24 protein-coding genes and 1 riboswitch are annotated in these 26,868 nt (G+C 72.4%); of the genes, 10 read left to right on the forward strand and 14 right to left on the reverse strand.

Translation table 11 applies throughout. The features are described from left to right. Window position 1: 1 nt before the first annotated feature. Window positions 2–2,107, forward strand: a complete 2,106-nt coding sequence (locus tag OG417_RS34940; protein ID WP_329237934.1) for a DUF6351 family protein — start codon at window positions 2–4, stop codon at window positions 2,105–2,107. On the opposite strand, the gene OG417_RS34945 is transcribed toward OG417_RS34940, so the two are convergent. Both OG417_RS34945 and OG417_RS34950 read right to left on the reverse strand, forming a co-directional pair. Continuing rightward, window positions 2,098–2,586, reverse strand: coding sequence for a DUF6194 family protein (locus tag OG417_RS34945; RefSeq protein WP_329237939.1), 489 nt, complete (start codon window positions 2,584–2,586; stop codon window positions 2,098–2,100). The genes OG417_RS34940 and OG417_RS34945 overlap by 10 nt on opposite strands. A gap of 170 nt (window positions 2,587–2,756) precedes the next feature. Beyond that, window positions 2,757–3,416 (reverse strand): TetR/AcrR family transcriptional regulator, encoded by a 660-nt coding sequence (locus OG417_RS34950; protein WP_329237943.1) that lies wholly within the window; start codon window positions 3,414–3,416, stop codon window positions 2,757–2,759. 155 nt (window positions 3,417–3,571) lie between these two features. On the opposite strand from OG417_RS34950, the gene OG417_RS34955 reads away from it, so the two are divergent. Further along, the gene (locus tag OG417_RS34955; protein ID WP_329237945.1) at window positions 3,572–4,555 is read left to right on the forward strand and encodes an amidohydrolase family protein; all 984 of its coding nucleotides are present in this window, start codon (window positions 3,572–3,574) and stop codon (window positions 4,553–4,555) included. A 39-nt stretch (window positions 4,556–4,594) separates the two neighbouring features. On the opposite strand, the gene OG417_RS34960 is transcribed toward OG417_RS34955, so the two are convergent. From OG417_RS34960 to OG417_RS34970, 3 genes are all read right to left on the reverse strand, one after another. Further along, window positions 4,595–5,743: a phosphoribosylaminoimidazolecarboxamide formyltransferase gene (locus OG417_RS34960; RefSeq protein ID WP_329237948.1), complete on the reverse strand. Its 1,149-nt coding sequence runs from the start codon at window positions 5,741–5,743 to the stop codon at window positions 4,595–4,597. Between the two features lie 32 nt (window positions 5,744–5,775). Beyond that, a riboswitch (ZMP/ZTP riboswitch) is annotated at window positions 5,776–5,860 on the reverse strand. Between the two features lie 10 nt (window positions 5,861–5,870). Further along, window positions 5,871–8,066 carry an acetate--CoA ligase family protein gene (locus OG417_RS34965; protein WP_329237951.1) on the reverse strand — a complete coding sequence of 732 codons (2,196 nt, stop codon included), beginning with the start codon at window positions 8,064–8,066 and terminating at the stop codon, window positions 5,871–5,873. Then, window positions 8,063–9,223 (reverse strand): acyl-CoA dehydrogenase family protein, encoded by a 1,161-nt coding sequence (locus OG417_RS34970; RefSeq protein WP_329237954.1) that lies wholly within the window; start codon window positions 9,221–9,223, stop codon window positions 8,063–8,065. The genes OG417_RS34965 and OG417_RS34970 overlap by 4 nt, the downstream gene beginning before the upstream one ends. Window positions 9,224–9,390: 167 nt before the next feature. Here OG417_RS34970 and OG417_RS34975 point away from each other — a divergent pair, with 167 nt between their 5' ends. Both OG417_RS34975 and OG417_RS34980 read left to right on the forward strand, forming a co-directional pair. Continuing rightward, a complete protein-coding gene (locus OG417_RS34975; protein ID WP_329237957.1) occupies window positions 9,391–10,026 on the forward strand; it encodes a TetR/AcrR family transcriptional regulator in 636 nt (211 codons plus the stop codon). A gap of 52 nt (window positions 10,027–10,078) precedes the next feature. After that, the gene (locus OG417_RS34980; RefSeq protein WP_329237961.1) at window positions 10,079–11,440 is read left to right on the forward strand and encodes an NAD(P)/FAD-dependent oxidoreductase; all 1,362 of its coding nucleotides are present in this window, start codon (window positions 10,079–10,081) and stop codon (window positions 11,438–11,440) included. On the opposite strand, the gene OG417_RS34985 is transcribed toward OG417_RS34980, so the two are convergent. The 4 genes from OG417_RS34985 to OG417_RS35000 all read right to left on the reverse strand — a co-directional run bounded on the left by OG417_RS34985 (window position 11,437) and on the right by OG417_RS35000 (window position 15,026). Then, window positions 11,437–12,447 carry a hypothetical protein gene (locus OG417_RS34985; protein ID WP_329237964.1) on the reverse strand — a complete coding sequence of 337 codons (1,011 nt, stop codon included), beginning with the start codon at window positions 12,445–12,447 and terminating at the stop codon, window positions 11,437–11,439. The genes OG417_RS34980 and OG417_RS34985 overlap by 4 nt on opposite strands. A 181-nt stretch (window positions 12,448–12,628) precedes the next feature. Continuing rightward, on the reverse strand, window positions 12,629–13,264 hold the full coding sequence (locus OG417_RS34990; RefSeq protein WP_329237967.1) for a PHP domain-containing protein: 636 nt from the start codon (window positions 13,262–13,264) through the stop codon (window positions 12,629–12,631). Continuing rightward, entirely contained in the window at window positions 13,261–14,106 is an 846-nt protein-coding gene (locus OG417_RS34995) for a MaoC/PaaZ C-terminal domain-containing protein (RefSeq protein ID WP_329237970.1), read from the reverse strand. Before OG417_RS34995 ends, OG417_RS34990 begins: the two co-directional genes overlap by 4 nt. A 2-nt stretch (window positions 14,107–14,108) precedes the next feature. Further along, the gene (locus tag OG417_RS35000) at window positions 14,109–15,026 is read right to left on the reverse strand and encodes an SDR family oxidoreductase (protein WP_329237973.1); all 918 of its coding nucleotides are present in this window, start codon (window positions 15,024–15,026) and stop codon (window positions 14,109–14,111) included. A 185-nt stretch (window positions 15,027–15,211) separates the two neighbouring features. On the opposite strand from OG417_RS35000, the gene OG417_RS35005 reads away from it, so the two are divergent. Beyond that, a complete protein-coding gene (locus OG417_RS35005) occupies window positions 15,212–15,985 on the forward strand; it encodes an SDR family NAD(P)-dependent oxidoreductase (protein ID WP_329237976.1) in 774 nt (257 codons plus the stop codon). 186 nt (window positions 15,986–16,171) lie between these two features. On the opposite strand, the gene OG417_RS35010 is transcribed toward OG417_RS35005, so the two are convergent. The 3 genes from OG417_RS35010 to OG417_RS35020 all read right to left on the reverse strand — a co-directional run bounded on the left by OG417_RS35010 (window position 16,172) and on the right by OG417_RS35020 (window position 18,328). Beyond that, a complete protein-coding gene (locus tag OG417_RS35010; protein ID WP_329237979.1) occupies window positions 16,172–16,576 on the reverse strand; it encodes a hypothetical protein in 405 nt (134 codons plus the stop codon). Window positions 16,577–16,628: 52 nt separating this feature from the next. Then, the gene (locus OG417_RS35015) at window positions 16,629–17,150 is read right to left on the reverse strand and encodes an SPW repeat protein (protein ID WP_329237982.1); all 522 of its coding nucleotides are present in this window, start codon (window positions 17,148–17,150) and stop codon (window positions 16,629–16,631) included. Window positions 17,151–17,254: 104 nt separating this feature from the next. Next, window positions 17,255–18,328: a glutamate--cysteine ligase 2 gene (locus tag OG417_RS35020; protein WP_329237985.1), complete on the reverse strand. Its 1,074-nt coding sequence runs from the start codon at window positions 18,326–18,328 to the stop codon at window positions 17,255–17,257. A 97-nt stretch (window positions 18,329–18,425) separates the two neighbouring features. Here OG417_RS35020 and OG417_RS35025 point away from each other — a divergent pair, with 97 nt between their 5' ends. After that, window positions 18,426–19,079, forward strand: a complete 654-nt coding sequence (locus tag OG417_RS35025; RefSeq protein WP_329237988.1) for a hypothetical protein — start codon at window positions 18,426–18,428, stop codon at window positions 19,077–19,079. A 100-nt stretch (window positions 19,080–19,179) separates the two neighbouring features. On the opposite strand, the gene OG417_RS35030 is transcribed toward OG417_RS35025, so the two are convergent. Further along, window positions 19,180–19,839 (reverse strand): GntR family transcriptional regulator, encoded by a 660-nt coding sequence (locus OG417_RS35030; RefSeq protein WP_329237990.1) that lies wholly within the window; start codon window positions 19,837–19,839, stop codon window positions 19,180–19,182. Window positions 19,840–20,159: 320 nt separating this feature from the next. On the opposite strand from OG417_RS35030, the gene OG417_RS35035 reads away from it, so the two are divergent. From OG417_RS35035 to OG417_RS35045, 3 genes are all read left to right on the forward strand, one after another. Further along, on the forward strand, window positions 20,160–21,344 hold the full coding sequence (locus tag OG417_RS35035; protein WP_329237993.1) for an acyltransferase family protein: 1,185 nt from the start codon (window positions 20,160–20,162) through the stop codon (window positions 21,342–21,344). A 103-nt stretch (window positions 21,345–21,447) separates the two neighbouring features. Continuing rightward, the gene (gene ligD, locus OG417_RS35040) at window positions 21,448–22,413 is read left to right on the forward strand and encodes a non-homologous end-joining DNA ligase (RefSeq protein WP_329237996.1); all 966 of its coding nucleotides are present in this window, start codon (window positions 21,448–21,450) and stop codon (window positions 22,411–22,413) included. Beyond that, on the forward strand, window positions 22,410–23,141 hold the full coding sequence (locus OG417_RS35045) for a maleylpyruvate isomerase family mycothiol-dependent enzyme (protein WP_329237999.1): 732 nt from the start codon (window positions 22,410–22,412) through the stop codon (window positions 23,139–23,141). The genes ligD and OG417_RS35045 overlap by 4 nt, the downstream gene beginning before the upstream one ends. A 68-nt stretch (window positions 23,142–23,209) precedes the next feature. Here OG417_RS35045 and OG417_RS35050 read toward each other — a convergent pair whose 3' ends face one another. Continuing rightward, window positions 23,210–24,490 (reverse strand): serine hydrolase domain-containing protein, encoded by a 1,281-nt coding sequence (locus tag OG417_RS35050; protein ID WP_329238002.1) that lies wholly within the window; start codon window positions 24,488–24,490, stop codon window positions 23,210–23,212. Between the two features lie 210 nt (window positions 24,491–24,700). Between OG417_RS35050 and OG417_RS35055 the strand changes: the two genes are divergently transcribed. Then, window positions 24,701–26,863 carry a molybdopterin-dependent oxidoreductase gene (locus OG417_RS35055; protein WP_329238005.1) on the forward strand — a complete coding sequence of 721 codons (2,163 nt, stop codon included), beginning with the start codon at window positions 24,701–24,703 and terminating at the stop codon, window positions 26,861–26,863. Window positions 26,864–26,868: the final 5 nt, after the last annotated feature.

Here is a 26,868-nt window from a genome sequence, read left to right on the forward strand (position 1 = left end):
CGTGGCAGATCCACGACGGCTCCTCACCGTCGCCTGCGTCACGCTGGCGACGGCGTTGTCTCTCGTGCCGGGCGCGGCGAGCGCGTCGCCGGCCTCGCACGAGCGCCTGACCATCACGTCCGTGTCCAATCCCCGGCCCGACCTCGTCAGCGGCGGCCAGGTGCTGATCCGCGTCGTCCCGTCGGGCTCCTCGGGCTCCCGCCGGGTGACCGTCACCGCGAACGGGCACGACGTCACCGCGGCGCTGCGCCGGGAGCCCGACGGCAGCCTCCTCGGGACGGCCGGCGGCCTGCGCGACGGCGCGAACACGATCGAGGCCCGGCAGTCCGGCGCCCGCGCCACGCTGCGCGTCGTGAACCACCCGATCACCGGGCCGGTCTTCTCCGGCCGGCAGCAGCTCCCGTTCTACTGCGAGACCCAGGCGTTCGGGCTGCCGGCGGCCGGCCAGCCGTACTGCTCGGCGCCCACGCAGGTCACCTACCAGTACCGCACGACCGCCGGGACGTACGCGCCGCTCGCCGACCCCTCCGCACGGCCGGCCGACCTGGCCACCGCGACGGTCGACGGCACGACGGTCCCCTACATCGTGCGGGTCGAGCGCGGCACGATCGACCGCGCGGTGTACGAGATCGCGGCGCTGTACGACGGCGCGGCGCCCTCGCCGACCACGCCGGACCGGAGCTGGAACGGCCGGCTCGTCTACACCTTCGGCGGCGGCTGCAACGCCGGATACCACCAGGGCCGCTCGACCGGCGGCGTGCTGAACGACCTGTTCCTGGGGCAGGGGTACGCCGTCGCCTCCTCCACCCTGAACGTCCTGGACAACAACTGCAGCCCGATCATCTCCGCCGAGGCGGCGATGATGGTCAAGGAGCACTTCGCCGAGACGTACGGGCCGGTCGCCCACACCATCGGCTGGGGCGGCTCCGGCGGCGCGATCCAGCAGTACGACATCGCCGAGAGCTACCCGGGCATCGTGGACGGCATCATCCCGGGCGTCTCCTTCCCCGACCCGCTGACGACGCTCGGGCCGGTGACGGACTGCCGGCTGCTGGACCGCTTCTTCGCCGGCGCGGGGGCCGCGTTCACCGACGCGCAGAAGAAGGCGATCGCCGGGTTCAACGACTTCACCACCTGCCCGTCGTGGGACCAGACGTTCGCCAGCCGCGCCACCGCGACGGACAGCTGTGACACGGCCATTCCGGTCTCCGCGCGCTGGAACGCGGTGACGAACCCGTCCGGCGTCCGGTGCAACGCCGACGAGCAGTTCGCCAACCAGCTCGGCCGCGACCGGCGGACCGGGTTCGTCCGCAGCACGCTGGACAACGCCGGCGTTCAGTACGGCCTGGCCGCGCTGAAGGCACACGCGATCACGCCGGCCCAGTTCACCGCGCTCAACACCGCGATCGGCGGCCTCGACTACACCGGCAGGCCCGTGGCGGCCCGCACCGAGGCCGACCCGAAGGCGCTCGCGGCGGCGTACGCGAACGACATCGTCAACTCCGCGGCACAGGGCCTGCGGCAGACCCCGATCATCGACCAGCGCACCGACCTCGACCTCGCCGGGCCGGGGAACGACATCCACACGACCGAGTGGTCGTTCGTGATGCGGCAGCGGCTGCTGCGGTCGAACGGCACGGCGGCCAACCAGGTCATCATCGAGAGCGACACGACCCCGGCGCAGGTCGCGGCGGCGGCCGCGTACGAGCTGGACGCGATGGACCGCTGGCTCACCGCGATCGACGCCGACCACTCGGGCCGTGACCTGCGGCACAAGGTCCTCGCGGACCGGCCCGCGGACCTGGCCGACGGCTGCTACCTGTCGGCCACGGACCGGATCCGCGAGCCCCTCACCTACCCGTCCGGCGGGCGGTGCGGCGCGCGGTACCCGGTGGCCTCCGACACGCGCATGGTGGCCGGGGAGCCGCTCGCCATGAACGCCATGAAGTGCGCGCTGAAGCCGCTGGACTTCCGCGACTACCCGGTCACCTTCACCGCGGACGAGCAGCGGCGACTACGGGCGACGTTCCGCACGGGCGTCTGCGACTACGACCGGCACCCCACCGGCTGGCGCAAGCCCACCGGCACCTGGCTCTCCTACCGCTGAGCCCCGCGGCCCCGTGCGGTGCGGCGTTGATACGCACGCACCGCACGGGCGTGGGCGCCGGTGAGGAGTTTCCGCGCCGGCTCCGCGGTCCTCTCCCCCGGGTTGAGGATGGCGACCCAGGACTGGGCCGCGTACACCGGGTGCGGAAGCAGCGTGTCCAGCGCGGTGTAGTCGACGTCCGCCGGCGGTGAGAGGTGTTCGCCGAGCAGCTCTTCGAACGCCGCGCGGCCGACGGCGATGTTGAGACGGAACACTCCGGGGCGGTTCAGGTCCGAGGCGGTGTCGAAGCCGTCGTAGTCCTTGGTGACGATCGTGGCGAAGGGCATCCGGCGGTCGGCGGGCGTGTCGCCGTCGGGGTCGTGGAAGAAGAACGTGTCGCCCCAGGCGACCTCCGGCGCTCCGGTCCGCGCACTGGCGGTCTCCGCCAAGACGCCGGGCAGAGCCGCCACGAACGCGATGATCTCGTGCTGCGATTCCATGCCTTCGAGCGTCTCATTGAAGCACCCAGTGAGACTTTCCCCGCGAAGTCGCAGGAAGAGCGCGGCCGAACCCTCAACGCCGGGAGATCAGGCAGCGCCGCTCGAGAGTCCGGGGCGCCGTACGGCTCCACCGCCACGACCTGGCCGGGCCCGTTCGTGAGGAAGACCCGTCACCGGTCCGGCCCGCCGGCGGCGAGACCGCCGAGGACCAGTTCCAGCTTGGCCGACAGCGCGGGGCCGAGTGCGAACGGCGCCGACCGCCCGGTGATCTGAGGCAGGGCCCAGCGACTGAGCGTGTCCGCGTAGCAGGCCGAGAGCACCTCGGCGACCGTCTGGGCCGGAACCGCGGCGCTGAACTCCCCTCGGTCCTGACCCAGCCGCACGACGGCTCGGAGCGGCTCGAAGGTCGGGAACGGCTCGCCGGCGTCGCCGATCTCCGTCATCCGGCCCTGAACCAGCACGATCGTCAACCGGACATCGGACTCGCTGAGCCGGGCGAACAGCGCGAACTGCCGCCGGAGGAGGTCGGCAGCGGACACCTGCCGGCCGTCCTCCTCCCCGGCCGCGCCCGGCAGAGCGGCGGCGAGCCGCTCACCCCGCTCGGCTCGCCAGGCCGCCAGGATCGCCTGCTTGGCGGGGAAGTGGTTGAACAGTGTCCGGCGGGCGATGTCCGCGCGGTCCGCGATGTCGTCCATCGTGGTATTGGCGTACCCGCGTGCGCAGAACAGCTCCAGCGCGGCCTCCAGGATGCGGCGCCGGGTGCGCTCACGTTGCCGGGCCCTGCGGTCGACGACCGGGGGTGCCTCGCTGTTGCCGGTGACGTTATTCATCTCCCTCATCATCCCAGGTACTGCCGCTGATCGTTCGGCCGTGGTGCACTTCAGTGCATTTTTGCACTAGAGTGCACTCATGGCGAGCGTCCGCGCCCGCCCGGCGACGGTCGTCGTCATCTCGTTGTTCGATCCGCGATGGGGAGGAACCACCGATGTCGGCTCACAGCTCGGTCATCGACTTTCACGCGCACTTCGTGCCCGACTTCTACCGGGACGCCGCTGTGGGAGCCGGATACGGGAACCCGGACGGCATGCCGGGCTTCCCGCACTGGAGTGTGGATGAGGCGCTGGCCATGATGGACCGGTGCGGGGTCGCGGTGGCGGTGGCCTCGGTGTCATCGCCCGGAGTCCATTTCGGCGACGACACCGAGGCACGGCGGCTGGCCCGCAGAGTCAACGAGTTCAGCGCGACCGTGAGGGACGAGCACCCGGACCGGTTCGCCTTCCTGGCCTCGCTGCCGCTGCCCGACGTCGAGGGCGCGCTCGCCGAGATCGCCTACGCCTACGACGTGTTGCACGCCGACGGCGTCACGCTGAAGACGAACGCCCACGGGCTGTACCTCGGCGATCCGGCGATGGAGCCGGTTCTGGACGCCCTCGACCAGCGGCACGCGCTCGTCGTCCTCCACCCGACGTCGCCGCCCGGCGGGGAGGCGGTCTCGCGGGGCTGGGGGCGGCCGATGATCGAGTTCCCGTTCGACACCACGCGGGCCGTCGCCGACCTCCTCCTGCGCGGCGGGCTCATCCGCCATCCGGGCATCCGGATGGTGGTTCCGCACGGCGGCGGCGCCCTCGCGACGTTCGCCGACCGCGTCGACGAGTTCACACGCATCTTCGCCGTCGCCGACGGTCCCGACGTGGCCGGCCAGCTCCGGAACCTGTACTACGACCTCGCCGGTTTCCCGGTCCCACGGCAACTGCCGTCGCTGCTGGCGATGACCGATCCCTCCCACCTGCTGTACGGAACGGACTGGCCGTGGACACCCGAGGCGGTCATCACCGCCGTCACCGCCGAGATCAAGGCGACCCCGCTCCTTGACGAGGACCAGGTCACCGCGATGATGACGACGAACGGGCTCCCCCTGCTCGACCGATTCGGCGCCGATGAGGGCGCGTCGTCGGATCCGGCGGCATAAGGTGTCCGCTCCGTACCGCGATGAGGCCGTCCGCCCGGCTCAGTGATGGAAGAGCCGGAGCCCGGTCCGTACGAGCGCGATCCCGTGTTCACGGCAGGCGTCGGCGACCTCGCCGGAGCGGATGGAGCCGCCCGGCTCGGCGATGTACGCCACGCCGTGGCGGCGGGCGTGGTCGACGTTGTCGCGGAAGGGCAGCGCGCCGTCGGAGGCGAACGCCACGCCGGTCAGACGGCGCGCCCACTCCTCGCGGTCCGCCGCGGTGAGGCCGGTGACCGGGCCGGACAGCGCCTCGGCCAGCCGCCGTTCCTCGTCGGGGGTCAGGCCGCCCTCGGCGTACCGGATCCGCCAGTTGAGCCGGTCCTGCGGCCGGACTCCCGGTGCGAAGGCCAGGCCCCGCACGGCCGGATGACGCCGTAGCCACCAGATGTCGGTCTTGCCCCCGGCCAGGCGGGTGCAGTCGACGCGCGACTGCTGCCCCGCGCCGACCCCGAGCGTCATGCCGTCGCGCACGTAGCAGACCGCGTTGGACTGGGTGTACCGGAGCACGACGAGCCCGAGCAGCAGGTCCCGTACGGCCGTGTCGGGCGGCGCCGCGTCACCGGCCGGGTCGAGCAGGTCGCGTGAGATCGGCGCCTCGTCCCGGTCCTGCGTCAGCTCGACGCCGAAGACCTCCCGCCGCTCGCGCGCCGGCGGGACGAACGTCGCGTCGGCCTCGAAGACGACGAAACGGCCCTTCTTCTTGCGGCTCAGGGCGGCCACGGTGCCGGGGGCGTAGCCGGGCGCCACGATGCCGTCGCTGAACACCGGGCCCAGGGCGTCGGCGAGCTCGGCGTCGACCGGGTGCGACACCGCCACGAAGTCGCCGTAGGACGACCGGGGGTCGGCGTCGCGGGCGCGCAGGTAGGCACTCGTGAGGTCCCCGACGTCGCCGAGCCCGTACGGCTCCGCGGCGACCGCGTCGACCGGCCCGGACACGGCCGCCCCGGCCGGCGACACGTGCTTGAACGACGCGGCCGCCGGACGGCCGAGCACCCGGCTCGCCTCCCGGACGAGCTGCCAGCCGTGGAGCGCGTCGAGCAGGTTGATGTAGGAGGGTGTGCCGTTCAGCGGCCGGAGCGGCGTGCCGCCGTCTCCCACCGATGCCGCCCGCGCCTCCTGGTGCGGGTTGATGCCGTAACGCAGCTGCATGCCGTGGCCTCCTCAGCGGTCGATGTCGCTGATGGAGGCGCCCAGGCGGTCGGCGCCCGCATCGATGGTGGGCCGCTTCCCGGTGGTGATCCACCCTCGCCAGTCGCGGCCGCCGCCAGCGTACCGGTCACGTACGCCAGGTCACCAGGGCGTCCAGGGCCTCGATGCGCGAGCCGCGGACCAGCAGCGGGTTGATCTCCAGCGACTCCAGGTCGTCGCCCAGCGCTCCGGCGAGGTCCGCGACGCGCGTGATGACCTCGGCGAGCGCGTCCAGGTCGGCCGGTTCGGTGCCCCGCGCGCCGGTCAGGAGCTTCGCGCCGCGCAGCTCGCCGAGCGCGCGGCGGACCTCGGCGGCGTCCACCGGCAGCAGGCGCAGCACCGAGTCCTTCAGCACCTCGACCCACACGCCGCCGAGGCCGACCGCGAGCACGAGGCCCCAGGCGGGGTCGCGCACGACGCCGGCCAGCAGCTCGACGCCGCCCTCACGCTGCGGCTGGACGAGCGTGCCCAAACCGGATGCGCCGGACGCGCCGACCGCCGCGAGGATCTCCCGGTGCGCGCGCCGCACGTCGTCGGCGGAGCCGAGCCCGAGGCGTACGCCGCCGACGTCGCTCTTGTGGCCCAGGCCCTCCGCGGCGGCCTTGAGCACGACCGGATGGCCGAACCGCTCGGCGGCGGCCACGGCCGCCTCCTCGTCGGGCGCGAGCTCGGACGGCACCACGGGCACGCCCGCCTCCGCCAGGAGCGCGGACGCCCGGTGCTCGGCCCACACGCCGGTCCGCTCACCGCGCACCACGGGAGGCGGCGTCACGGCACGCGGGCGCACGGCGGCCCGCTCGCGCACCGCCGACCAGCGGACGGCGGCGCCGATGGCCGACATGCCGTGCTCGATGCCGCCGACGACGTGCGGGTACCCGGTGCGGTCCTGGAGGGTACGGGCGAAGGAGCCGACGTCGGTCAGCACGTTGCCGACGATGACGACCGGGCGCGGCGACTCGGTGATGATGCGCGTGCTCTTCTCGTACAGCCGGAACACCGGTTCGGGGTCCGGCGGCTCGGCGCGCGGCAGGTCGGACAGGAGCATGACGACGTCGATTCCCGGGTCCTCGGCGACGATCCGCAGCGCGCGGGAGAGCAGGGTGCGGTCGACGACGACGTACCCGGTCACGTCGAGCGGGTTCGCGGGGCTGCCGAAGTCCGGCATGATCTCGGTCAGCCGGGCGACGGTCTCCTCGGCGAACGCCGGCAGCTCCAGCCCCTCGTCCTCGGCGCGGTCGGCGATGATCTCCGATGCGCCGCCCGACGGCGTGACGACGCCGAGGCGGGGCCCCGGCAGCGGCCCGGACGACGCGAGCAGCCCGGCCGTGATGATCAGATCCTCCAGCGAGCGGACGCGGATGACGCCGAGCTGCCGGAAGGCCGCGTCGATGACGGCGTCGTCGCCGACGAGAGCGCCGGTGTGCGCCTGCGCCGTACGGGAGGCGAGCCCGCTACGGCCGATCTTGAGTGCGACGATCGGCTTGCCGGCCGCCAGCGCGCGGCGCGCCACCCGGGCGAACTCCTCCGGCCGGCGGATCGACTCGAGGAAGAGCGCGATGACGCGGGTCGCCGGGTCGTCCACGAGGTGGTCGATGACGTCGGTGACCGAGACCACGGCCTCGTTGCCCATCGAGGTGAGCAGGCTCAGGCCGATGCCGCGCGCCTGGCTGAACGCGAGCACGGAGCTGGCCAGCGCGCCGCTCTGCAGCACGACGCCGACCGAGCCGCGCAGCAACGGCGGCGGGATCGGCAGGCCGTACGGGGTGATGCCGGCCCCGGAGCGGCGAGCCGACGAGCGAGCGGAGTGGGCGGTGAGGGACGAGCCGTCCGCGGAGCGAGTGAGGACGGGAGCGCGACCATCAGAGGTGTTGATGTAGCCGTTGCCGTTCGGACCGAGCACGGTCAGGCCGTTCGCCCGGCAGAAGGCGGTGAGCTCCTCCTCGCGCTTGCGTCCCTCCGCCCCGGTCTCACCGAAGCCCGCGGTGAGCACGACGTAGTGGCGGATGCCGAGCCGCGCCCCCTCCTTGAGCACGTCGAGCACGACCGGCGTCGGCACCATGACGTAGACGAGGTCGACCGGTCCGGGCAGGTCGCTCAGGCTGCGGTAGGCCCGCTCACCGTGCACGATCTCGGTGCGGGGGTTGACGAGGTAAACCGGACCGGCGAACCCGTGCCGCCGCAGGTTGGCGAAGGTCGCCACCGACCAGCCCGACTTGTCGGTGGCGCCCACCATGGCGATCGAGGCGGGCGCGAACAGGCCGCGTACACCCTCGGCGGCCGTCATTCGCCGATGCCGCCGAGGCGAACGTGACCCTTCAGGAGGTTGCGGGCGATCGTCCGGCGCTGGATCTCGTCGGTGCCCTCGTAGATGCGCAGGAGGCGCAGCTCGCGGTACCAGCGTTCGATCGGCAGCTCCTTGGTGTACCCCATGCCGCCGTGGATCTGCAGCACGCGGTCGACGACCTTGTTGGCCATCTCGGCGCCGTTGAGCTTGGCGATGGAGGAGGCGTGCCGGGCGTCGAGGCCGTTCTGGACGCGCCAGGCGGCGTACAGCGTGAGCCACTTGGTCGCCTCGATCTCCACCTGGGAGTCGGCGATCTGCCACTGGATGGCCTGGTACTCCCCGATCAGGTGGCCCATCGACTTGCGGAGGCCCGCGTAGTCGATCGCCATCTGCAGGAGGCGCTCGGCCGAGCCGATGGCCCTCGCCGGGATCATGAAGCGGCCGTTCCTGATCCACTGCATGGCGAGCTCGAAGCCCTTGCCCACCTCGCCGAGCACGTTGTCGTGCGGCACGCGTACGTCGTCGAAGACCAGGGACGCCGGGCCCCACTCGCCCATCGTCGGGATCGGCTCGGACTTCCAGCCCATGTCGCGGTCGACGAGGAAGCAGGTGACGCCCGCGTCGGGGACCACCGCGAAGACCATGACGAAGTCGGCCTCGTTGCCGTTCGTGATGAAGGTCTTCTCGCCGTTGATGATCCAGTCGCCGCTCGCGTCCTTGACCGCGCGGGTGGTGATGTTGCGGGCGTCGGAGCCCGCGCCGGGCTCGGTGATGGCGAAGCAGGACCGCCGCTCCCCCTCGATCGTCGGGATCAGGTAGCGCTGCTTCTGCTCCTCGGTGCCGGCGTAGAGGATGTTGTCCGCGCTGCCGCCGAAGGTGAAGGGCACGAACGTACGGCCGGTCTCGATGGCGAGGATCGCCGACATGACCGCGCCCGCGTTCAGCCCGCCGTACTCCTCGGGGGTGTTGATCCCCCAGAAACCGGCCTTCTTGGCCTTGCGCTGCAGCTCCTTGATCACGTCGGGGGCGAGGCCGGGGCGGCCGGCGCGCTCGTTGCGCAGCACCTCGTCCTCGAGGGGCATGACCTCTTTGCCGATGAAGCTGCGGACGGTGTCGCGGATCTGCCGCTCTTCGTCGCTGAGCGAAAAGTCCACCATCGGACGACCCCTCCACACGAGAAACAAGTTTCTAGAACGTGACTCTAAAACCAGCCTGCCCGCCGCCCCGGAAGGTGTCAAGACCGCAGGAGAGGACCTGTTCGGCCTGTTAGCGCCGATTTTGGAATACGGTTCCGTAACCTGGGAGGGACGACACGAGGTGTGTGATGGCACGCAAGACGAACAGCCGCGCGAACGCGAACGCATGGCGGTGGAGCCGGACCGCCGAGACCCGCCGGGGCATGCTGGAGGCGGCCCGTGAGGTGTTCACCGAACGCGGCTTCGCGGACGCGAGCGTGGCCGACGTGGTCGAACGCGCCGGATCCAGCGTCGGCAGCCTCTACCACCACTTCGGCGGCAAGGCCGAGCTGTTCCTCGCCCTGTGGGAGGACCACCAGGCCGCCCATGAGGCGGCCGCGTCGGCGGCCGTCGCGGCCCTGCGCGAGGCGGGCGAGACGAACCCGCTGGAGCTGTTCATCGCCGGGGCCCGGGCGTTCCTGGAGGGCTCGTGGCAGCGGCGCGACCTCGTACGGCTGCTGATGGACGGCGACGGGCCGCCGGGCTTCGAACTGATGCGCCGCACCCGCAACCGCGAGTGGGTACGCCAGAACGCCGTGCTGCTGGGCGCGGGCAGCGACCCGGTGGACCGCGTCACCGTGACCGTGCTGACCACCGTCATCGGGGAGACCGCCCGCGAGGTCGCGGCCTGCGAGACGAAGGCGGAGGCCGACACGGTGGCCGCCGCCGCGATCCACCTGATCCGCCGCCTCGACCCGCTGACGGATGTCGAGCAGCACGACTGACCGTGCGCGTCGCCGCCGTTCCGGCGGGATCGAAGGCGCGTAGCATCGTGGCGTGCAGACGGTGACCCTTGTGGGCGCGGGGATCGTGAATCTGATCACCGCGCTCGACCTCGTCCGGCACGGCTACGACGTGGCCGTCTACGAACGGGCACCGGACCCCAGGGCCGGAGCGGACTGGACCGCGTACGGATGCACGCGGGGCGGCGGGGACGGCCGGATGTTCACGCTGACCGAGGCCGACAGCTACCACAACCGGTCCTGGCACGCGGACGGCACATCCAACGGCCTGCTGAACCGCCCGATCTCCGACCACGGTTGGCTGGTCGCGAAGGCCGGCAGCCTGACCGAGGCCGAGCGGCGCTGGGCCGACGCCTTCCACGGTGTGCCGCCGGAGCTCGCGCAGACCTACAACGACGACATCTTCGCGGTGAACCGGGAGGCCGGGGAGCTGTGGACGGCCCTGATCGACGCCGAGCCCGCGCTGTTCGGCACGGACACCGGATACACCGACGGCGTCCTGCGCGTGTTCACCGAGGACGACTACTTCCGCTGGCACGTCGCCCGCAACGAGCGCGTCGGCGCCACCCGGCGGGTGCTCACGCCCGGCCGGATCGCCGCCGGCTACCCCGCGCTGGAGGCGGCCTGCTCCGACGGCACCATCGCCGGCGGCATCGAGGTGGTCGGCTTCACCGTCAACGTGCACCGGTTCGTGACGCGCCTCGTCGACCTGCTGGAGCCGGAGGTGCGGTTCCACTGGAACACCGAGGTGGCGCGGATCCGGTGGGCCTCGCCCGGCGTCGCGGCCGGGCTGGAGCTGGCGAGCGGTGACCTCGTGAGCGGCGGCCACTGCGTGCTGAGCCCCGGCGCGTACGGCAACGACCTGCTGCGGGGCACCGCCTCGTACGAGCGGATCCAGGGCATGCTCGGCGTGTGGTTCACCGTGCCCAACGTCGAGCCCCGGCTCGAACACTCGCTGAAGATCGCCCGGAAGGGACACCGGGCCGAGGAGACCAACGTCACGCTCGCGACGGCGGCGGACGGCGAGCCCGTGCTGGTGTGCGGGTCGGGCTACGGCTGGACCGGGCTGCACCCGGGCAACATCGACCTGGCCGAGCTGGACGTGCTGTACGACTCGCTGGAGGACACGATCCGCCGCTTCTTCCCCGCGACGCACGCGGCGGCGCGCGACGCCGGCACCTTCGCGACGAGCCGCCGGCTCTGCGTGCGGCCGTGGACGGCGTCCTGCCTGGGAGTCTTCGAGCGGCTCGCGACCACGACCGGCGGGAGGCTCATCGTGACCGGCGGCCACAACACCGGCGGCTTCGCCCAGTCACCCGCGATCGCCGAGGCCGTACGCGCCGCCCTCGAAGGCCGCGAGCACTCCATGCACGTCCGGTACGCCCCGACGCGCTAGTTCTTCCGTTCCCCGACCAGTTTGAGGATCACGTGGTTGTCCTCGCCGTACTTGCGGCTGAACAGGTTGTGCACGGTCGCGTAGTCCTCGGTGCTGGGCTCCAGGGTGACCAGCGAGAACGGGCCGCGTCCGATCTGCTCGCCGGTGACGTTGTCATCGAAGGTGCGGACCACGAGCCCGGAGATGCCGTTCTCCGCGTTGGCGGCGATGATGGGCTGCCCGCTGATGAACGTGTCCTCCTCCGACATCACGAACCCGACGTCGTAGGTCTGGCGGCCCGCACCCGAGTCGACGATGATCGTCGTCTTCCAGAACTGGTCCAGGGATCGGGTGCTGCCGGCCTTCCAGAGCTCGTCGAACTTGTCGCCGACGAACTTGCCGAGCTGGCTGTCCGGGCTGGTCAGGTACTGCGTGGCGTTCCAGGAGGTGACGTTCACGGGATAGAACGAGACGGTCACCTGGGTGTCGACCTGGTACATCTGCACCGGCGGCAGCGCCGAGTAGACCCGCACGTCGATGTTGTGGCGGTGCACCTCGGGGATGCCCGTGTGCACGAACTCGTGCAGCACCCGCAGGTTGTCGAGGATGTCGCCGACCACGTTCGTCTGCCGCAGCAGCTCGTCCGCCCGCTGCTCGGCCGCCCGCGCGTCCGGGCTCAGCAGCAACATCTTGATCTTGACCTGCTGGCGCAGCGCCTCGCGCAGGGATTCGAGGAACCTGTCCTGGTACGTGCCCTGGAGGAGGTCCGTCCACAGTTCGAGGATGAGGATCTCACGGCGGGCGTCGCTGGCCCGCTTGATGAACCCGCCGCGGTCGAAGCCGTCCCGCACCGTCTCGCGCTGCCCCTCGACGCGGGCCATGAACGGCGAGACGGCGAACAGCACGATGATCGTGCCGATGAGGTCGGCGCCGAGGTTCAGGCTGAGGTTCTTGCCGTAGTCGGGCAACGAGGCCGAGAGCACGAGGAGCACCGCGACGACCGCGCCGAGCACGACGGCGATCCACAAGTAGGTCTTGCGACGCTGTAAGTAAGCCCAGATGTAGCTTCCAGGCCTCGGGGGCCGGCCTTCCTCGCTCACCCAGAGATCTCCCACATCTTCGGTCTGACCACACATCGGTATATCACGCTGGCGTTCCGCGCGGTGTCGCTGAGCGACATCCGGATCGGGACCGCCCCGCCGATGGCCTTCATCGGCCGAGGTAGCCGACGTGCGGGCGGTACTCGCCGACGATCCGCCCCGCGCGGAGGGCCGCGAGGAAGTCCTGGGGGCCGTCGAAGTCTGGCATCTCGACGTAGGCGGCGCCGACGCCCTCCGGGTCGTGGGCGTCCGAGCCGGCGCCGCCCGGCAGGCCGTACGCCTCCGCGAAACGCGCCGCCCGGCGGTTGAGCTCCTGGTCGGCGATCTTGGCGTTGAAGACCTCGACCGCGTCGAGCGCACCCGCGGCGTGGAGCGCGGCCAGCCCGTCGGCGCCCAGGCCGGCCCGTGCGGGGTCGTACGGGTGCGGGGCGTAGACCAGCCCGCCCTGCTCGCGGACGCGGCGGACGGCGTCCGCGAGCGGCAGCACGTACGGAATGCGCCCGGTGAGGAACAGGCCGATCACCTCGCCGGCACCGGTGCGGATCTCCTCACCGACGACGATCCTGGCGCCGACGTCCCGCTCGATCGCCTCGCGCGCGCCCCGCAGCGTGTGGTGGTCGATCACGCACACGACGTCGAGCCGTTCCGCCCGTACCCGCTCGGCGAGCCGCTCGACGGTCGTGACGGCGTCGCCGGAGTGGACGGTGTGCAGGTGGCAGTCCACCCGCACCCGTCGCCGGCTCACCGGAAGCTCGCCCGGCCCCGGTCGATGACGACCGTTCCGTCCTCCTTCGCCGTACGGAACAGGGCGGTCGTCCCCTCGGCCCAGATCGACGTGGTCAGCGACTCACCGGGCATCACCGGGCTGCTGAACCGGCCCGACATCGCGGCGAACCTCGCCGGGTCCGAGCCGGCCATGGTGTGCAGCAGCGCCCGTCCGGCGACACCGTACGTGCACAGGCCGTGCAGGATCGGCCGGTCGAAGCCGGCGCGGGCGGCGAACGCCGGGTCGGAGTGCAGGGGGTTGCGGTCGCCGGACAGCCGGTAGAGCAGTGCCTGCTCGGGCCGGGTGCGGTACGTGACCTCGTGGTCCGGCGCGCGGTCCGGGAGCTTCCAGTCGTCGCGCGGGCCCCGGTCGCCGCCGAAGCCGCCCTCGCCGCGGATGAACACCGAGCCGCGCGAGGTGATCAGCCGCTCGCCGGTGTCCGGGTCGACGGCGGTGGACTCGGTGACGACCAGCGCGCCCGAGCCCTTGTCGTAGATGCCGGTCACCTTCGCGGTGGCCCGCAGCGTGCCCTCGGCGGGCAGCGGCCGGTGCAGTTCGAAGGCCTGCTCGGCGTGGACGAGCATCGCGGGGTCGAAGTCGCCGATCCGGCGGGCGCCGGGCACCTGGGCGAGCAGCACCGCGTACGTCGGCAGCACCCGCTGCGGCGTGCCGGCGGTGTTCTCGGTGGTGAAGGCGAGCTCGCTCAGCGGGTCGTCGACGCCCGCGCCGACGCCGACCGCGTACAGCAGCGCGTCCTTGGAGGTCCAGGAACGGTCGTGGGGCGCGGACTCCACGCCGATCGCACCGTGGTCGAGTGGCATGGTCAGCTCTCCGGCGTACGGCCGTCGGGCATGACGTTCGGCGCGGCCTTCTCGACCAGGCCGGGGATGACCTCGCCCAGCTCGGCCGGGTCCCAGCGCGCGCCCTTGTCGGCGCCGGGACCGGCGCGCCAGCCCTCGGCGACGCTGATGACCCCGCCGCGGACGTTGAACACCCGGCCGGTGATGCCACGGGCCTGGTCGGAGCCGAGCCAGACGACGAGCGGGGCGATGTTGTCGGCGGCTCGCGGGTCGAAGGCCTGCGGGTCGTCGCCGCCCTGCCAGCGCACGAGGTTCTCGGTCATGCGGGTGAGCGCGGCCGGGGCGACCGCGTTGACGGTCACGCCGTAGCGGCCGAGCTCGCGGGCGGCGATCACGGTCAGCCCGGCGATGCCCGCCTTGGCCGCGCCGTAGTTGCCCTGGCCCGCGTTGCCGTAGATGCCCGAGGACGACGTGGTGTTGATGATCGCGGCGTCGACCGGTTCGCCGGCCTTGGACCGGGCCCGCCAGTAGGCGCCCGCGTGCCGCAGCGGCGCGAACGTGCCGCGCAGGTGCACCCGGATGACGTCGTCCCACTCCTCGGCGGTCATGTTGACCAGCATCCGGTCGCGCAGGATGCCGGCGTTGTTCACCAGGACGTGCAGGTCGCCGTAGGTCTGCACGGCCGTCTCGATCAGGCGCTTGGCGCCCTCGAAGTCGGCGACGTCGTCGCCGTTGGCGATCGCCTCGCCGCCGGCCGCACGGATCTCGTCCACGACCTCACCGGCCGGGCCCGTCGACGAGCCGCTCCCGTCCACCTCCGCCCCGAGGTCGTTGACGACGACCTTGGCGCCCTGCCGGGCGAACTCCAGCGCGTGCCCGCGGCCGATGCCGCGCGCGGCACCGGTCACGATCACCACGCGGCCCGCAACGATGCCGCCCATTAGCCCTCCTTCGCCGGAGGAGTGACCGGACGCGCGTGCCCTTCGCCCGCTCCGTCACTCATGAGACCTCGGCCACTCCGACTCGCCGTTGTTTTTAGAATGAACTTCTAGAAAAGTCTCCGGAGGACTAGCCTTCGTGTCAACCCTGGGAGATCCGTTCCCCGGCTTCGGCGAAAGGACCGGTCATGGGCATTCTCGACGGCAAGGTGGCGATCGTCACGGGGGCGAGCCGCGGCATCGGCGCGGCCATCGCACGGCGGTTCGCCGCGGAGGGCGCGACGGTCGCCGTGACCGCCCGCACCGTCGACCCCGCCCAGACGCGTCTGTCCGGCACGATCAACGAGACGGTGGCGCACATCGAGGCGGCGGGCGGCCGGGCCCGCGCGTACGCCGCCGACCTGTCCGATCCGGCCGCCCGCGTGTCGCTCGTCCGCGACGTCACCGACGACCTCGGCCCGGCCGACATCCTGGTGAACAACGCCGCCGTCACCTACTTCTCCCCGGTCGCCGACTTCACCGACCGCCGGTACGCGCTGATGTTCGAGGTGCAGGTCACGGCGCCGTTCCACCTCGCGCGTCTCGTCCTGCCGGAGATGCGCTCGCGAGGGCGCGGCTGGATCCTCAACATCTCCTCGTTGGCCTCGCGCCATCCCGCGCTCGAGCGGAACCATCTCCCCGGCGGCACGGTGTACGGCATGTGCAAGGCGGCGCTCGAACGGTTCACGACCGGCCTGGCCGCGGAGGTCCACGGGGACGGGATCGCGGTCAACTCCCTGGCGCCGAACCGCGTCGTGCCCACCCCGGGCACGCTGTTCCACCGGCTCACCACCGAGGACGACCCGAACGCGGAGCCGCCCGAGGTCATGGCCGAGGCCGCCCTGGCCCTGTGCGGCGGCGCGGACCTGAGCGGCCGCATCGCCCTGTCCCAGGACCTGCTCACCGAACTCGCCGGGCGGTGACGGCCGCCCGGTTCGCGGCGCCGGGGATCTTGTGACCACGTTGTCGTTGATGATGAAGTTTTTGGGGATGCGTCGCCTTTAGGGTTGGTTCGTGGTCAGTGAACAGCACGCAGCCGACGGCGGACCGCGCGGCCCCGCTCTTGAGAGGGGCCGGGCGGGTGGCCATGGCCGGCTACGGGTGGCCGTTCACGCGCGGCTGGAGGAGATGAGGTTCCGCCACGGCGTCCTTTTGATGGTCGCGGGGGCGGCGGTGCTCGTCGCGGCGGTCACCGGCCTGACGCTGGCGCTGACCGGCGACTCGTCCGGAAAGAGCCCGGGTGCGGGCCCGCCGCCGATCGCCGCGCCGTCCGCGTCGTCCCCGCACGCTTCGAGCCCGGCGGCGCCGACGCCGGAGCCGCGCGGGTCGGCCCCGCGCCCGCAGGCCTCGTCCTCGACGCACGCGGGCGCTTCGAGCCCACGGCCGACGGCCCGCCCCAGCGGCTCCCCGACGGCGAGCGGACCACCGGAATGGTGGCCGACGGACGCCCCGTGGCCCGGACGTTCGCACCGGCACCGCAGCCCGCCTCCCCGGTGGCACCGCCGCTGAGTCAAGCCGCGGGCCTCACGGAGATGTCTCCGCGAGGCCCGATCGTCTCGGCTACCGCTACCGCATGGCGGTGGCCGCACGGGCTCGGCCGCGACGGTGCCTGGCCATCATCGCGACGGCCGCAAGCCCCAGAGCGAGGGTGACGAAACCGACCGCGACATTGTTGGCGACGATGCCCGCCCGGGCGCCGTGCCCGGCGGAGACCACCCAGGGCGAAATGATCATCCAGACCCCGAGCGGAACGATCACCCAGGCCAGGCCGAGCGTCCGCTCCGGAATCAGCGCCAGGCCCAGACCGATCACGGCGAGCGCGATGCCGATGATGAGGTTGTTCACCGTGTTCATGTTGCCGGTGTGAAAATGGATGACCCACGGTGAGATGGCCAGGTACAGACCGGTCATCAGGACCAGACCCTCGAGCATCTCCATCCGGCGGCCCTCGACCAGCCGTGCGTAGCGTTCGCGCATCTCGGCTGCGTCGGGATGCCCTGCCATCCCCGAAGAATGGCGAGAGATACCAGCCATTCCGATCGCCTTCTTTCGGAAAGAGGATGAGTCCCCTGATTCATCCTCTGTCATTATCTCTCGTACTCCATACCCCGGATCAGCGGGGTGACCTGGTCATACGTCATCAGGAACACCGCCCGGCGGCGACGGCGAGGCCCCGGGCGCGCGCCGTCGGCTCAGTCGCTCAGGGTCTGTTCGACCGCCGCGCGTACGACGGCGGCCAGGTCGCCGGTCCGGTCGTACGTGAGGCGTTGCCGGGTCGCGCCGTCGCCCCGGTCCAGCAGGCGGGCGGTCAGATCGAACGCCGCCTGACGATCGCCCAGATCGCTCAGCGCCGGCGTCACGTGGTCGAGCAACGTCCGTACCGCCTCCCTCGCCGGGACCGGGCGCAGGGCCACCGGGTGTACCAGCTCCCCCTCCAGCCCCGAACGGCTCGCCCGCCAGGAGGCCATCCGGAGCAGTTCCGTCCGCACCGGCGGGGGCGGGTCGCCGGCCCGCCATTCGCGGGCGGCGGTCTCGACCAGCGCGCGTACGAGCGCCGCCAGCAGGACCGCGTCGTCGGCCACCGTGCACACGTCCGCGATCCGGATCTCCACCGTCGGATAGTGCCGCGACAGCCGGGCGTCGAAGTAGATCATGCCCTCGTCCAGCAGCACACCGCTGTCGATCATGGCCTGGACGGTCTCGTGGTAGGTCTTCGGCGTGCCGAACAGCTCGGCCGGGCCCGCGGACGGCCAGCGTCCCCAGACCTGCTGCCGGTAGCTGGCGTACCCGCTGTCGTGGCCCTGCCAGAAGGGGGAGTTGGCGGTCATCCCGAGCAGCACCGCCAGCCACGGGCGGATCCGGTCCAGCACCGCGACGCCCTCGTCCTCGGACTCCACCCGTACGTGGACGTGACAGCCGCAGGTGAGCTGTTCCTGCGCGGTGAGGGCGTACTCCTTGGCCATCCGCAGGTAACGCTCCTTCGGCATGGTCGACGGGTACACCGCCAGCGGCGAGGTGGCCAGCGCGACGACCTGGCAGTTCTCGCGCCCGGCGGCGTCCGCGGCGGCCCGGCGGCGGGCACGCAGCTGGCCGGCCAGCTCGTCGAGCGTCGTGCACGGGGCGGTGTCGGTCTCGACCTGCTGGCGTTGCAGCTCGGCCTCCGGCCCGCCCTCGGCGCCGCCGGTGACGACCTCGGCGAGCGCCACCGTGGCGCCGCTGCCGGGATCGACGAGCAGCATCTCCTCCTCGACACCGAAACTACGCACGGTGAACCTCCATGCTCGCGAACGTGACGACCCGGATGCTCCGCTATCCGCTCCGGGGAAGGTCCCACTACCCGATCCGTGCCCTGAATATAGAGACATGGCCCACATCCCCCGTTCCGAGGACGATCGGCGCCCGGACCCTCCGGCGTGCGCGCCCGAGAGCCCCGCGGCGGAGCTGCCCATCGACCACTCCACGGAGTCCGCCCACGCCGTCGAGCCGCCCGAGACACCCCGTACGGAGCGGATGGAGGGCGCGCTCACCCGCGCGCTGCGGCCCGCCCCCGTGGTGCCGCGCTGGATCGGCTGGCTGATCATCGCCGTCGGCCTGCTCATGCTGCCGTGGGTCGCCGGACTCGTCTTCATCCTGCCGACACGACACGAGGCGGCGCACTACGGGGCGTCCTGGATCGGTTTCGATCTCGCCCTGTGCGGGATGCTGATCCGCACCGGCTGGCTCGCGCAGAAGGGGCGCGAGCACATCGAGCTGAGCGCCGCGATGACCGGCACCCTGCTGCTGGTCGACGCCTGGTTCGACGTGGTGACGGCCGACAGCCACCGCGAGCTGGCGATCGCGCTGCTCTTCGCCTTCTGCGGCGAGCTTCCGCTGGCGGCCTTCTGCCTGTGGGTCGCCGGACGCGTCGAGTTCCGCCGGCAGCGGCGCGCCGAGGCGATGTCACGCCTGGTGCGGCAGTGGTCGGCACGCCTCTCGTACGACCGGCGCTCCCCCTCGGCCGAAGATCCCGAACGGTGACCTCTCCGGCGCGGCGTCGGGACCCTCAGCCGTCGCCGAGGACGCCCGCCGACCCTGATCCGGACGGCCGCCGGACGCTCCCGTCGCGGGGTCCCGCGGGCTACGCGGGCTCGGCGTGCCGGCGGGCGGCCTCGGGAAGAGTGCGGATCACGCTGCGCAGGTGGGCGCGGGCGGCGGCTTCGGCGGCCTCCGCGTCGTGGGCGCGGATCGCGTCGATGATGGCGAGGTGTTCGGGCAGGGAGACCGTCGGGCGGCCCGGGTGCATCGCCAGGCGGAACTGGTGGCGGACGTTCTGGGCACGCAGGCGTTCGAGTACGGTCGCGGCGGTGTGCTGGCCGCTGATCTCGCGGATCCGGCGGTGGAGGCGTTCGTTCAGGCGCGAGTAGCCGAGCACGTCGCCGGACGCGACGGCCTCACGCATCTTCTCGCCGATCTCCTCCAGCTCCTCCGACTCGGACTCGGTGATCCGGGTGGCGGCCTTCGCGGCGCACAGGCCCTCCACCACCATGCGCACCTCGGAGATCTCGATCGCCTCTTCGAGGCGTACGGCGCGGACGCGGGCGCCGCGGTTCTGCACCCGCTCGACCAGTCCCTCGTTGGTCAGTTCGAGCAGCGCCGCACGGACCCTGGCGCGGCTCGCGGCGAAGCGCTCGGACAGGTCCGCCTCGACCAGGCGCTGGTTCGGGACGAACTCGCCGGTGAGGATGGCCTCCCGGATGTCGGCCACCACGGGCCGGTCGTCGCCGTTGTCCTCCCCCACACGGTCCCCCTGGCCACCGAGATCGTCTTGTGGATCCAACTCTAGCCATGAGCGGGCCCGCCCCGAGCGCCGACGGTCCTTCCGCGCGCGGGCTCACGCGAGGGCCCAGGTCCGGCCGTGGCGACGGCCCACGCGAGATCGCCCCCGAGCCTCGCCGGACCCCGAACCCCCTGCCCGTCGTGCACCGCGAGTTCCCGATTGGTCCCTGAGAGTTCGCCAAGTCCGGTTCGCCGGGGCGACCGGAGTGGGTAAGGTCGGCGACGCCAGTTCGGTCCTGGAGCCGCCGGGATCGATGAAGCGGACGACCGAAGTAGATCGTGATGAGCACCCCCCAGTCATCGGCGTTCGAGCCGCTCCCGCGGCCTCCGGCCGCCCTGCCGGCGCCGTCGTCACTCGCGGAGCCGGTCACGGAGCCGGCCGCCGCGGAGCCCGCCCGCAAGCCGCGACAGCGCGACCCGTTCTTCGACAACGCCAAGTTCTTCGCGATCCTGCTCGTCGTCGCGGGTCACATCATCCAGAACCTCCGCGACGTCCACTTCGCGCACGCGCTCTACCTGTTCGTCTACACCTTCCACATGCCGGTGTTCATCGTCATCACCGGCTACTTCACGCGGCGGTTCACCTTCGCGGGCGGGAAGGCGCGCAAGCTGCTCACCAACGTGGCCGTGCCCTACTTCGTGTTCGAGACGGCGTACTCCACCTACCACTGGGCGGTGGGGCACTCGAAGTTCGAACTCAGCCTGCTCGACCCGTACTACCTCACCTGGTTCCTGATGGCGCTGTTCGCCTGGCGGCTGTCCACGCCGGTCTGGCAGCAGATCCGCTTCCCCATCGCGGTCGCCGTCGTGATCAGCCTGCTCTCGGGGATGAGCCAGCTGCCCGGCACCCTGGAGATGAACCGCGTCTTCGGACTGGTGCCCTTCTACGTCCTCGGCCTCTTCCTCAAGCCGCAGCACTTCGAGATCCTCAAGAAGGGCTGGGCCGCCGTCCTCGGCGCGCTGACCATGGCCGGCGGGTTCGCCGTCACCTACCTCTTCGTCGACCGGCACATGGCGACCGAGTGGGTGTACTGGCGCAGCGGCAACCCGAAGCTCCACGTGAACAACCTCGTCGGGACGGGCATGCGGCTCGGCCTCCTCGTGGCGGCGACCGTGCTGGTCTTGGCGTTCCTGACGCTCGTGCCGCGGCGACAGCACTGGTTCACCTCGCTCGGGTCGGCCACGTTGTACGCCTACCTGCTCCACGGCTTCGCGACCAAGCTCGCGGACTACTACGGCTGGTACCACTTCGCGTTCCTGCACACGGTGCCGGGCGTGGTGGCGGCCGGGGCGGCCGGCGCGCTGCTGGCGACGCTGCTGTGCACGCCACCGGTGCGCTGGCTCATGCACTGGGCCCTCGAACCCAACATGGCCTGGGCGTTCACCGCCCTGCGCCGGCCGAAGAACTACCTGTACTCCGGACGCCGCCGGCGACACGCGCAGGCCGAGCCGGAGCAGGCCGGCTGACCTTCTGCGCGGACCGACCGCGACCGCCCGCGATCCCTCCGCTCACCCGGCCGTGGGCGTACGGGACTTGACCCGGCGTCCCGGCGCCCGCGAAGGTGAGCGGATGAGCGGCGCGGGCGAGACGCGGGACGGGGTGTCCCTGACGAACCTCGATCAGCCGCTGTTCGCGGGCGCGGACGCCACCAAGCGCGACCTGGTCGACTACCTCGACGCGGTACGCGACCGGATCCTGCCCGCGCTGCGCGGCCGGCCGCTCTCGGTGGTCCGCGTGCTGCGCGGCCAGGACCCCTTCATGCAGAAGAACGTGCCCAAGTACGCGCCGCCGTGGGTGGCCACGGTCACGCTGTGGGCCGAGACGTCCCGGCGCAAGGTGTCCTACGCGCTGTGCGACGACCGCCGTACGCTGCTGTGGTTCGCCAACCAGCGGGCGGTGGAGTACCACCCCGCGCTGATCCGCGCCGACGACCGGGCGCACGCCACCCACCTCGTCCTCGACATCGACCCGCCGGACGGCGGCGCGTTCGCCGAGGCCGCCGGCGCCGCGCGGCTCGTACGCGAGGTGCTGGCGGACGTGGGCATGGCGGGTGCCGTCAAGACCAGCGGCGCGAAGGGCCTTCACGTGTTCGTGCCGATCACGGAGGCGCCGCACGAGGAGGTCGCCGCCGCGACCCGCGCGGTCGCGGCGCGGGCCGAACGCCTCGACCCCGGCCTCGCCACCACCGCCTTCATCCGCGAGGACCGCGCGGGCAAGGTGTTCCTTGACTCGACCCGCTCCGGCGGCGCGACGACCGTGGTGGCGGCCTACAGCCCGCGCGTGCGGCCCGGTGCGCCGGTGTCCTTCCCCGTGTCCTGGGACGACCTGGACGCGGTGACGCCGGCCGACTTCACCATCCGTACGGTGCCCGGCCTGGTCGCGGACCGGGACCCGTGGGCGGAGGAGATGCCCGAGCCCCGCCCGCTCGACCCGGGCCTGGTCGAGGAGGGGCGCACGATCCCGGTCGCCCGCGTCCAGGCGATGCACGAGGGCAAACGCCGGGCCCGCGCCCGCCGCGCCAAGGAGGATCCATGACGATTTTCGATGATCTGACCGCCGAGCAGGACCGGCTGGAGGACATCCTGGCCGGCCTGGACGAGGCGCAGTGGGCCTCGCCGTCCGGCGCCGAGGGGTGGACCGTCGCGGACGTCGTGCTCCACCTCGCCCAGTCCGAGGAGGGCGTGTCGGCCTCGGCGGTCGGCGCGGGCGAGGCGATCCGCCCGTCGGAGGGGTTGTCGGTGGACGAGACGATGGACCGTCTCGTACGCGCGGAGCGCACGGCGCCGGAGCAGGTGTTCCGCCGGTGGCGCGAGGCACGGCGCGCCGCGGTCGCCGCCCTGCGGTCGGCCGATCCGGGGCGCCCGCTGCCGTGGGTGGAGGCACCGCTGAAACCGGCCACGCTCGCGACCACCCGGCTGGCCGAACACTGGGCGCACGGCCTCGACATCACCGGTCCGCTGGGCCTGCCCTTCCCCGACACCGAGCGGCTGCGTCACATCGCCTGGCTGGCCCACCGTACGCTGCCGTACGCCCTGGCCCTGACCGGAGCCGGCGACCATCCGGTGTCGTGCGCGCTGACCGCCCCGGACGGCACGAGCGTGTGGCGGTACGGCCCGGACGACGCGGAGTCGGCCATCACCGGGCCCGCCGGGGCGTTCTGCCGCGTCGCGGCCCAGCGGCTGAGCCCGGCCGAGTCCGGGCTGCGCACCACCGGCCCGTACGGCGCCGCCGCGCTGAACGTCCTGCGCACCTACGCCGCGTAACCGCCGGGCCTCCTCGGCGGCCCCGCACGGATCCCGGGCGGTCCATCGGTCCGGGACGAGCGGCGCGGTCAGAGGCGCGTGCCGGTGACGTCGCCGGACGGCCAGTCCGGCATGTCGTCCGCCGTGTCGTGCAGGGCCGTGTCGATGTCGCGATAGGGCTCACCCGACGGGTCGTCCCGCTGGTCGAACATGACCGCCCAGGTCAGGCCGTCGAAGCGGCGGACCAGCAGGGTGTGGGTGCCCGGCAGGCTGCCGCTGTGCCAGGTGACGGGGCCGCGGTCGGTCCGCCGCACATGCCAGCCGCAGGCGTAGTACCGGCCACGGGCGGCGCCCGTCTCGGGCACCGCGAGCGCCTGGGCCACCGACGCCGCGGACAGTACCGGGGTCACGCCGTCGTACACCCGCGCGAGCCGCACCAGGTCCACCGCCGTGGCCAGCCATCCGCAGTTGAACGCGTTGTTCTCCTGGTTGAAGGTGCCGTAGGGGGCGGCCACCTGCGCGCCCGAGGGGTCCATCACGGTCGTGCCCTTGTACTGGGAGTAGTAGGGCACCTCGCCGGCCGCGGGCAGCAGGGTACGGCCGAGCCGCATCCGCGTGATCCCGAGCGGGGCCAGCACGGCGTCCCGCACGTACGCCGCGTACGGCCGTCCGGTGACCTTCTCGATGATCCGGCCGAGGAGCAGGTAGCCGTAGTTGCTGTAGGCGAACGCCGTGCCCGGCGCGTGGTCGAGGGGCCGCGCCGTGACGTACCGGACGATGTCGTCCTGGCCGATCGGCAGCGGCCGCCCGAGCGCCTTGGCGATCGCCGCGTCCTCGAACATCGGGTCGCCCGACACCTCGCGGTCCCAGCCGCCGAGGTGTCGGAGCAGTCGCGCGACGGTGACCTCCGCGAGGCGCGGGTCGGCCGGCGCGCCGACCTTGAGCAGGTCCGTCATCCGGTCGGACGGCCGCAGCCGGCCGTCCTGAATGAGCCGCAGGACGGCGGCGGCGGTGACCGGCTTGCTGACGCTCGCGGTACGGAACAGGGAGGCCGGCCCGGTGTCCCGAGTCGCGCGGGCGCCCCAGCTGTAGCCGCGCGCCAGCAACAGCCGGCCGCCGCGCGCCACGGCGAGCGAGCCGCACGGGATGGAGCGCTCCTGCATGAAGGCCCTGACGGTGTCGTCGAAGTCCTCCAGGCCGCGCAGCATCGGCCCGGTGACGCGCCAGAGGTCCCTGCCCCCGGCGGGCAGGGTCGCGCCGGTCCGTACGGTGGCTCGCGCCGTACCCGGCCGGGCGGTTAAGACGGCGGCCGCCCCCGCGAAGCCCGCGAGCCTGCCGAAGTCACGCCGGGAGAACCGGTCGGCCGTCAACGCCCCTCCAGAAAACGCGGTCCTGCCAGGGCGGCGGGTCACCGGCCTGGTAAAACTGCGCGATCCACAGTCATCGCGGGCTACGCGACCGGGCGGCGGCCCGGCCACGCGGCCGATCGGGGCGGCTACCGCTTCTCTTCCCCGTCCCGGCCCGCGGATACGCCGCCACCGGACAAATGCCCTTCAAAAGTGGTTACTTACAATGCGGGTATGGCCACCGAGGAACGGGTCACGTACTGCCGGATCTGTGAGCCGCTGTGCGGTCTGATCGCCACGGTGGAGGACGACCGGCTGGTCCGGCTGCGGCCCGACGACCGGCACCCGCTGTCGCGCGGTTTCGCCTGCCCCAAGGGCATTGCCATGACCGACGTGCAGAATGACCCGGATCGCGTACTTCGCCCGTTGCGCCGTCGCCCGGACGGCTCCGGGTTCGAACCGGTGAGCTGGGACGACGCGCTCGGCGACATCGGCCGGCGGCTGCGGCGGATCCTGCGCGACCATGGCGGCCCGGCGGTCGGCTGGTACTTCGGCAACCCCGGCGCGTTCTCCTACTCCCACGCGCTGTGGCTCCAAGGGTTCATGACCGCGGTCGGCGGTCCGAACCTGTTCACGGCCGGCTCGCAGGACATCAACAACCGGTTCGTCGCGAGCCGTCTGCTCTACGGCTCGCTGACCCGCGTGCCCATCCCGGACCTGGCCCGCACCGAGTTCCTGCTGATCGTCGGCGCCAATCCGCTGGTCTCCCACGGCAGCGCCGTCAGCGCGCCGCGGATCCGGGACCGGTTGCGAGAGATCACGCGGCGCGGCGGCCGGGTGGTCGTCGTCGATCCGCGCCGGTCGGAGACGGCACGCGCCTTCGAACACCTGCCGGTACGGCCGGACGGCGACGCCTGGCTGCTGTTGTCCCTGCTGCACGTGATCTTCGCGGAGGGGCTGGAGGACGGCGCGGCCATCGCCCGGCAGGCGCGGGGCCTGGACGAGCTGCGCACCATGGCCGCCGGCCATCCGCCGGAGTCCACCGAGGGCCGTACCGGCGTGCCGCCCGACGTCGTACGCCGGCTGGCCCGCGACCTGGCCCGGGCGGGCAGCGCGGTGGCGTACGGACGCACCGGCTCGTGTCTGGGCCGGCACGGGACGCTGGTGGCGTACCTGCTCGACGCGCTGAACGTCGTGACCGGGAACCTCGACCGGCCCGGCGGCGCGGTGTTCGGCTCCTCACCGCTCGGGATCGAACGGCTCGCCGACCGCTTCGGCCTCGCCTCGTACGCCAAGCGGCGCTCCCGCGTGGGCGGCCTGCCCGACGTGCTCGGCAGTTTCCCGGCGGCGCTGATGGCCAAGGAGATCACCACGCCGGGCGCGGGCCGGGTGCGGGCGCTGTTCGTCTCGGCCGGGAACCCGGTCGTCTCGGTGCCGGACGGCGACGAGCTGTCGGCCGCCCTGTCCGGGCTGGAGCTGTTCGTCTCGATCGACCTGTACGTCAATGACACCAACCGGCACGCCGACTACGTGCTGCCGGCGGCGACCTTCCTGGAGCGCGAGGACCTGCCGGTGGCGAACCTCGGCCTGTTCACCACCCCGTTCGCGCAGTTCACCGAGCCGGTACTGCGGCCGTACGGCGAGGCACGGCAGGAATGGCAGATCATCGACGCGATCGCCCGCCGGGCCGGGCTGCTGCCCTTCGTCCCGCGCCCGCTGAGCCGGATCCTGGGCCCGGCGCTGCGCCGCCTCCCGTCGCCGTCGCCGGTGTTCCTGCTGGATCTGGCGGTCCGGCTGGGCCCGGGCGGCGACCTGTTCGGGCTGCGGCGGGGCGGCCTCAGCCTGCGGGCGCTGCGGCGGCGTCCGCACGGCGTGGTCCTCGCCGACCACGTACGGACGGGAGTGCTGCGGTCGGTGGTACGCCACCGCGACCGGCGCGTACGGCTGGACCCGCCGGAGATCCTCGCGGAGTACGCACGGCTCGGCGCGGAGGAGGACCCGGCCTACCCGCTGCGCCTGATCGGGCTGCGCGAGCTGCGGTCACAGAACTCCTGGATGCACAACTCCGCGACGCTGATGCGCGGCGACCGGACGCACACGGCACGGATCCACCCGGCGGACGCGGCCGAGCACGGCCTCACCGACGGCCGGGCGTGCCGGATCACCTCGCCGTACGGCACGATCGAGCTACCCGTGACGGTCACCGACGAGGTCATGCCCGGGACGGTGGCGGTCCCGCACGGCTGGGGCCACCGAGGCGGCGGCTGGCGACGCGCCAACCAGGCCGGCGGCGCCAACGTCAACCTGCTGACCTCCTCCGACCCCGCCGACCTGGAACCCCTGGCCGGCATGGCCCACCTCAACGGCGTACCGGTCCGCCTCGATCCGCCCGGCTGAAGTGG

The organism is Actinoallomurus sp. NBC_01490, assembly GCF_036227085.1.
Taxonomy (GTDB): domain Bacteria; phylum Actinomycetota; class Actinomycetes; order Streptosporangiales; family Streptosporangiaceae; genus Actinoallomurus; species Actinoallomurus oryzae.

Coding starts and splice junctions, on each gene's coding strand:
- OG417_RS34945 (WP_329237939.1), bottom strand. CDS start 2,586: ATGGAATCGCAGCACGAGATCATCGCGTTCGTGGCGGCTCTGCCCGGC.
- OG417_RS34950 (WP_329237943.1), bottom strand. CDS start 3,416: ATGAATAACGTCACCGGCAACAGCGAGGCACCCCCGGTCGTCGACCGC.
- OG417_RS34955 (WP_329237945.1), top strand. CDS start 3,572: ATGTCGGCTCACAGCTCGGTCATCGACTTTCACGCGCACTTCGTGCCC.
- OG417_RS34960 (WP_329237948.1), bottom strand. CDS start 5,743: ATGCAGCTGCGTTACGGCATCAACCCGCACCAGGAGGCGCGGGCGGCA.
- OG417_RS34965 (WP_329237951.1), bottom strand. CDS start 8,066: ATGACGGCCGCCGAGGGTGTACGCGGCCTGTTCGCGCCCGCCTCGATC.
- OG417_RS34970 (WP_329237954.1), bottom strand. CDS start 9,223: ATGGTGGACTTTTCGCTCAGCGACGAAGAGCGGCAGATCCGCGACACC.
- OG417_RS34975 (WP_329237957.1), top strand. CDS start 9,391: ATGGCACGCAAGACGAACAGCCGCGCGAACGCGAACGCATGGCGGTGG.
- OG417_RS34995 (WP_329237970.1), bottom strand. CDS start 14,106: ATGCCACTCGACCACGGTGCGATCGGCGTGGAGTCCGCGCCCCACGAC.
- OG417_RS35000 (WP_329237973.1), bottom strand. CDS start 15,026: ATGGGCGGCATCGTTGCGGGCCGCGTGGTGATCGTGACCGGTGCCGCG.
- OG417_RS35005 (WP_329237976.1), top strand. CDS start 15,212: ATGGGCATTCTCGACGGCAAGGTGGCGATCGTCACGGGGGCGAGCCGC.
- OG417_RS35015 (WP_329237982.1), bottom strand. CDS start 17,150: ATGACAGAGGATGAATCAGGGGACTCATCCTCTTTCCGAAAGAAGGCG.
- OG417_RS35025 (WP_329237988.1), top strand. CDS start 18,426: ATGGCCCACATCCCCCGTTCCGAGGACGATCGGCGCCCGGACCCTCCG.
- OG417_RS35035 (WP_329237993.1), top strand. CDS start 20,160: ATGAGCACCCCCCAGTCATCGGCGTTCGAGCCGCTCCCGCGGCCTCCG.
- ligD (WP_329237996.1), top strand. CDS start 21,448: ATGAGCGGCGCGGGCGAGACGCGGGACGGGGTGTCCCTGACGAACCTC.
- OG417_RS35045 (WP_329237999.1), top strand. CDS start 22,410: ATGACGATTTTCGATGATCTGACCGCCGAGCAGGACCGGCTGGAGGAC.
- OG417_RS35055 (WP_329238005.1), top strand. CDS start 24,701: ATGGCCACCGAGGAACGGGTCACGTACTGCCGGATCTGTGAGCCGCTG.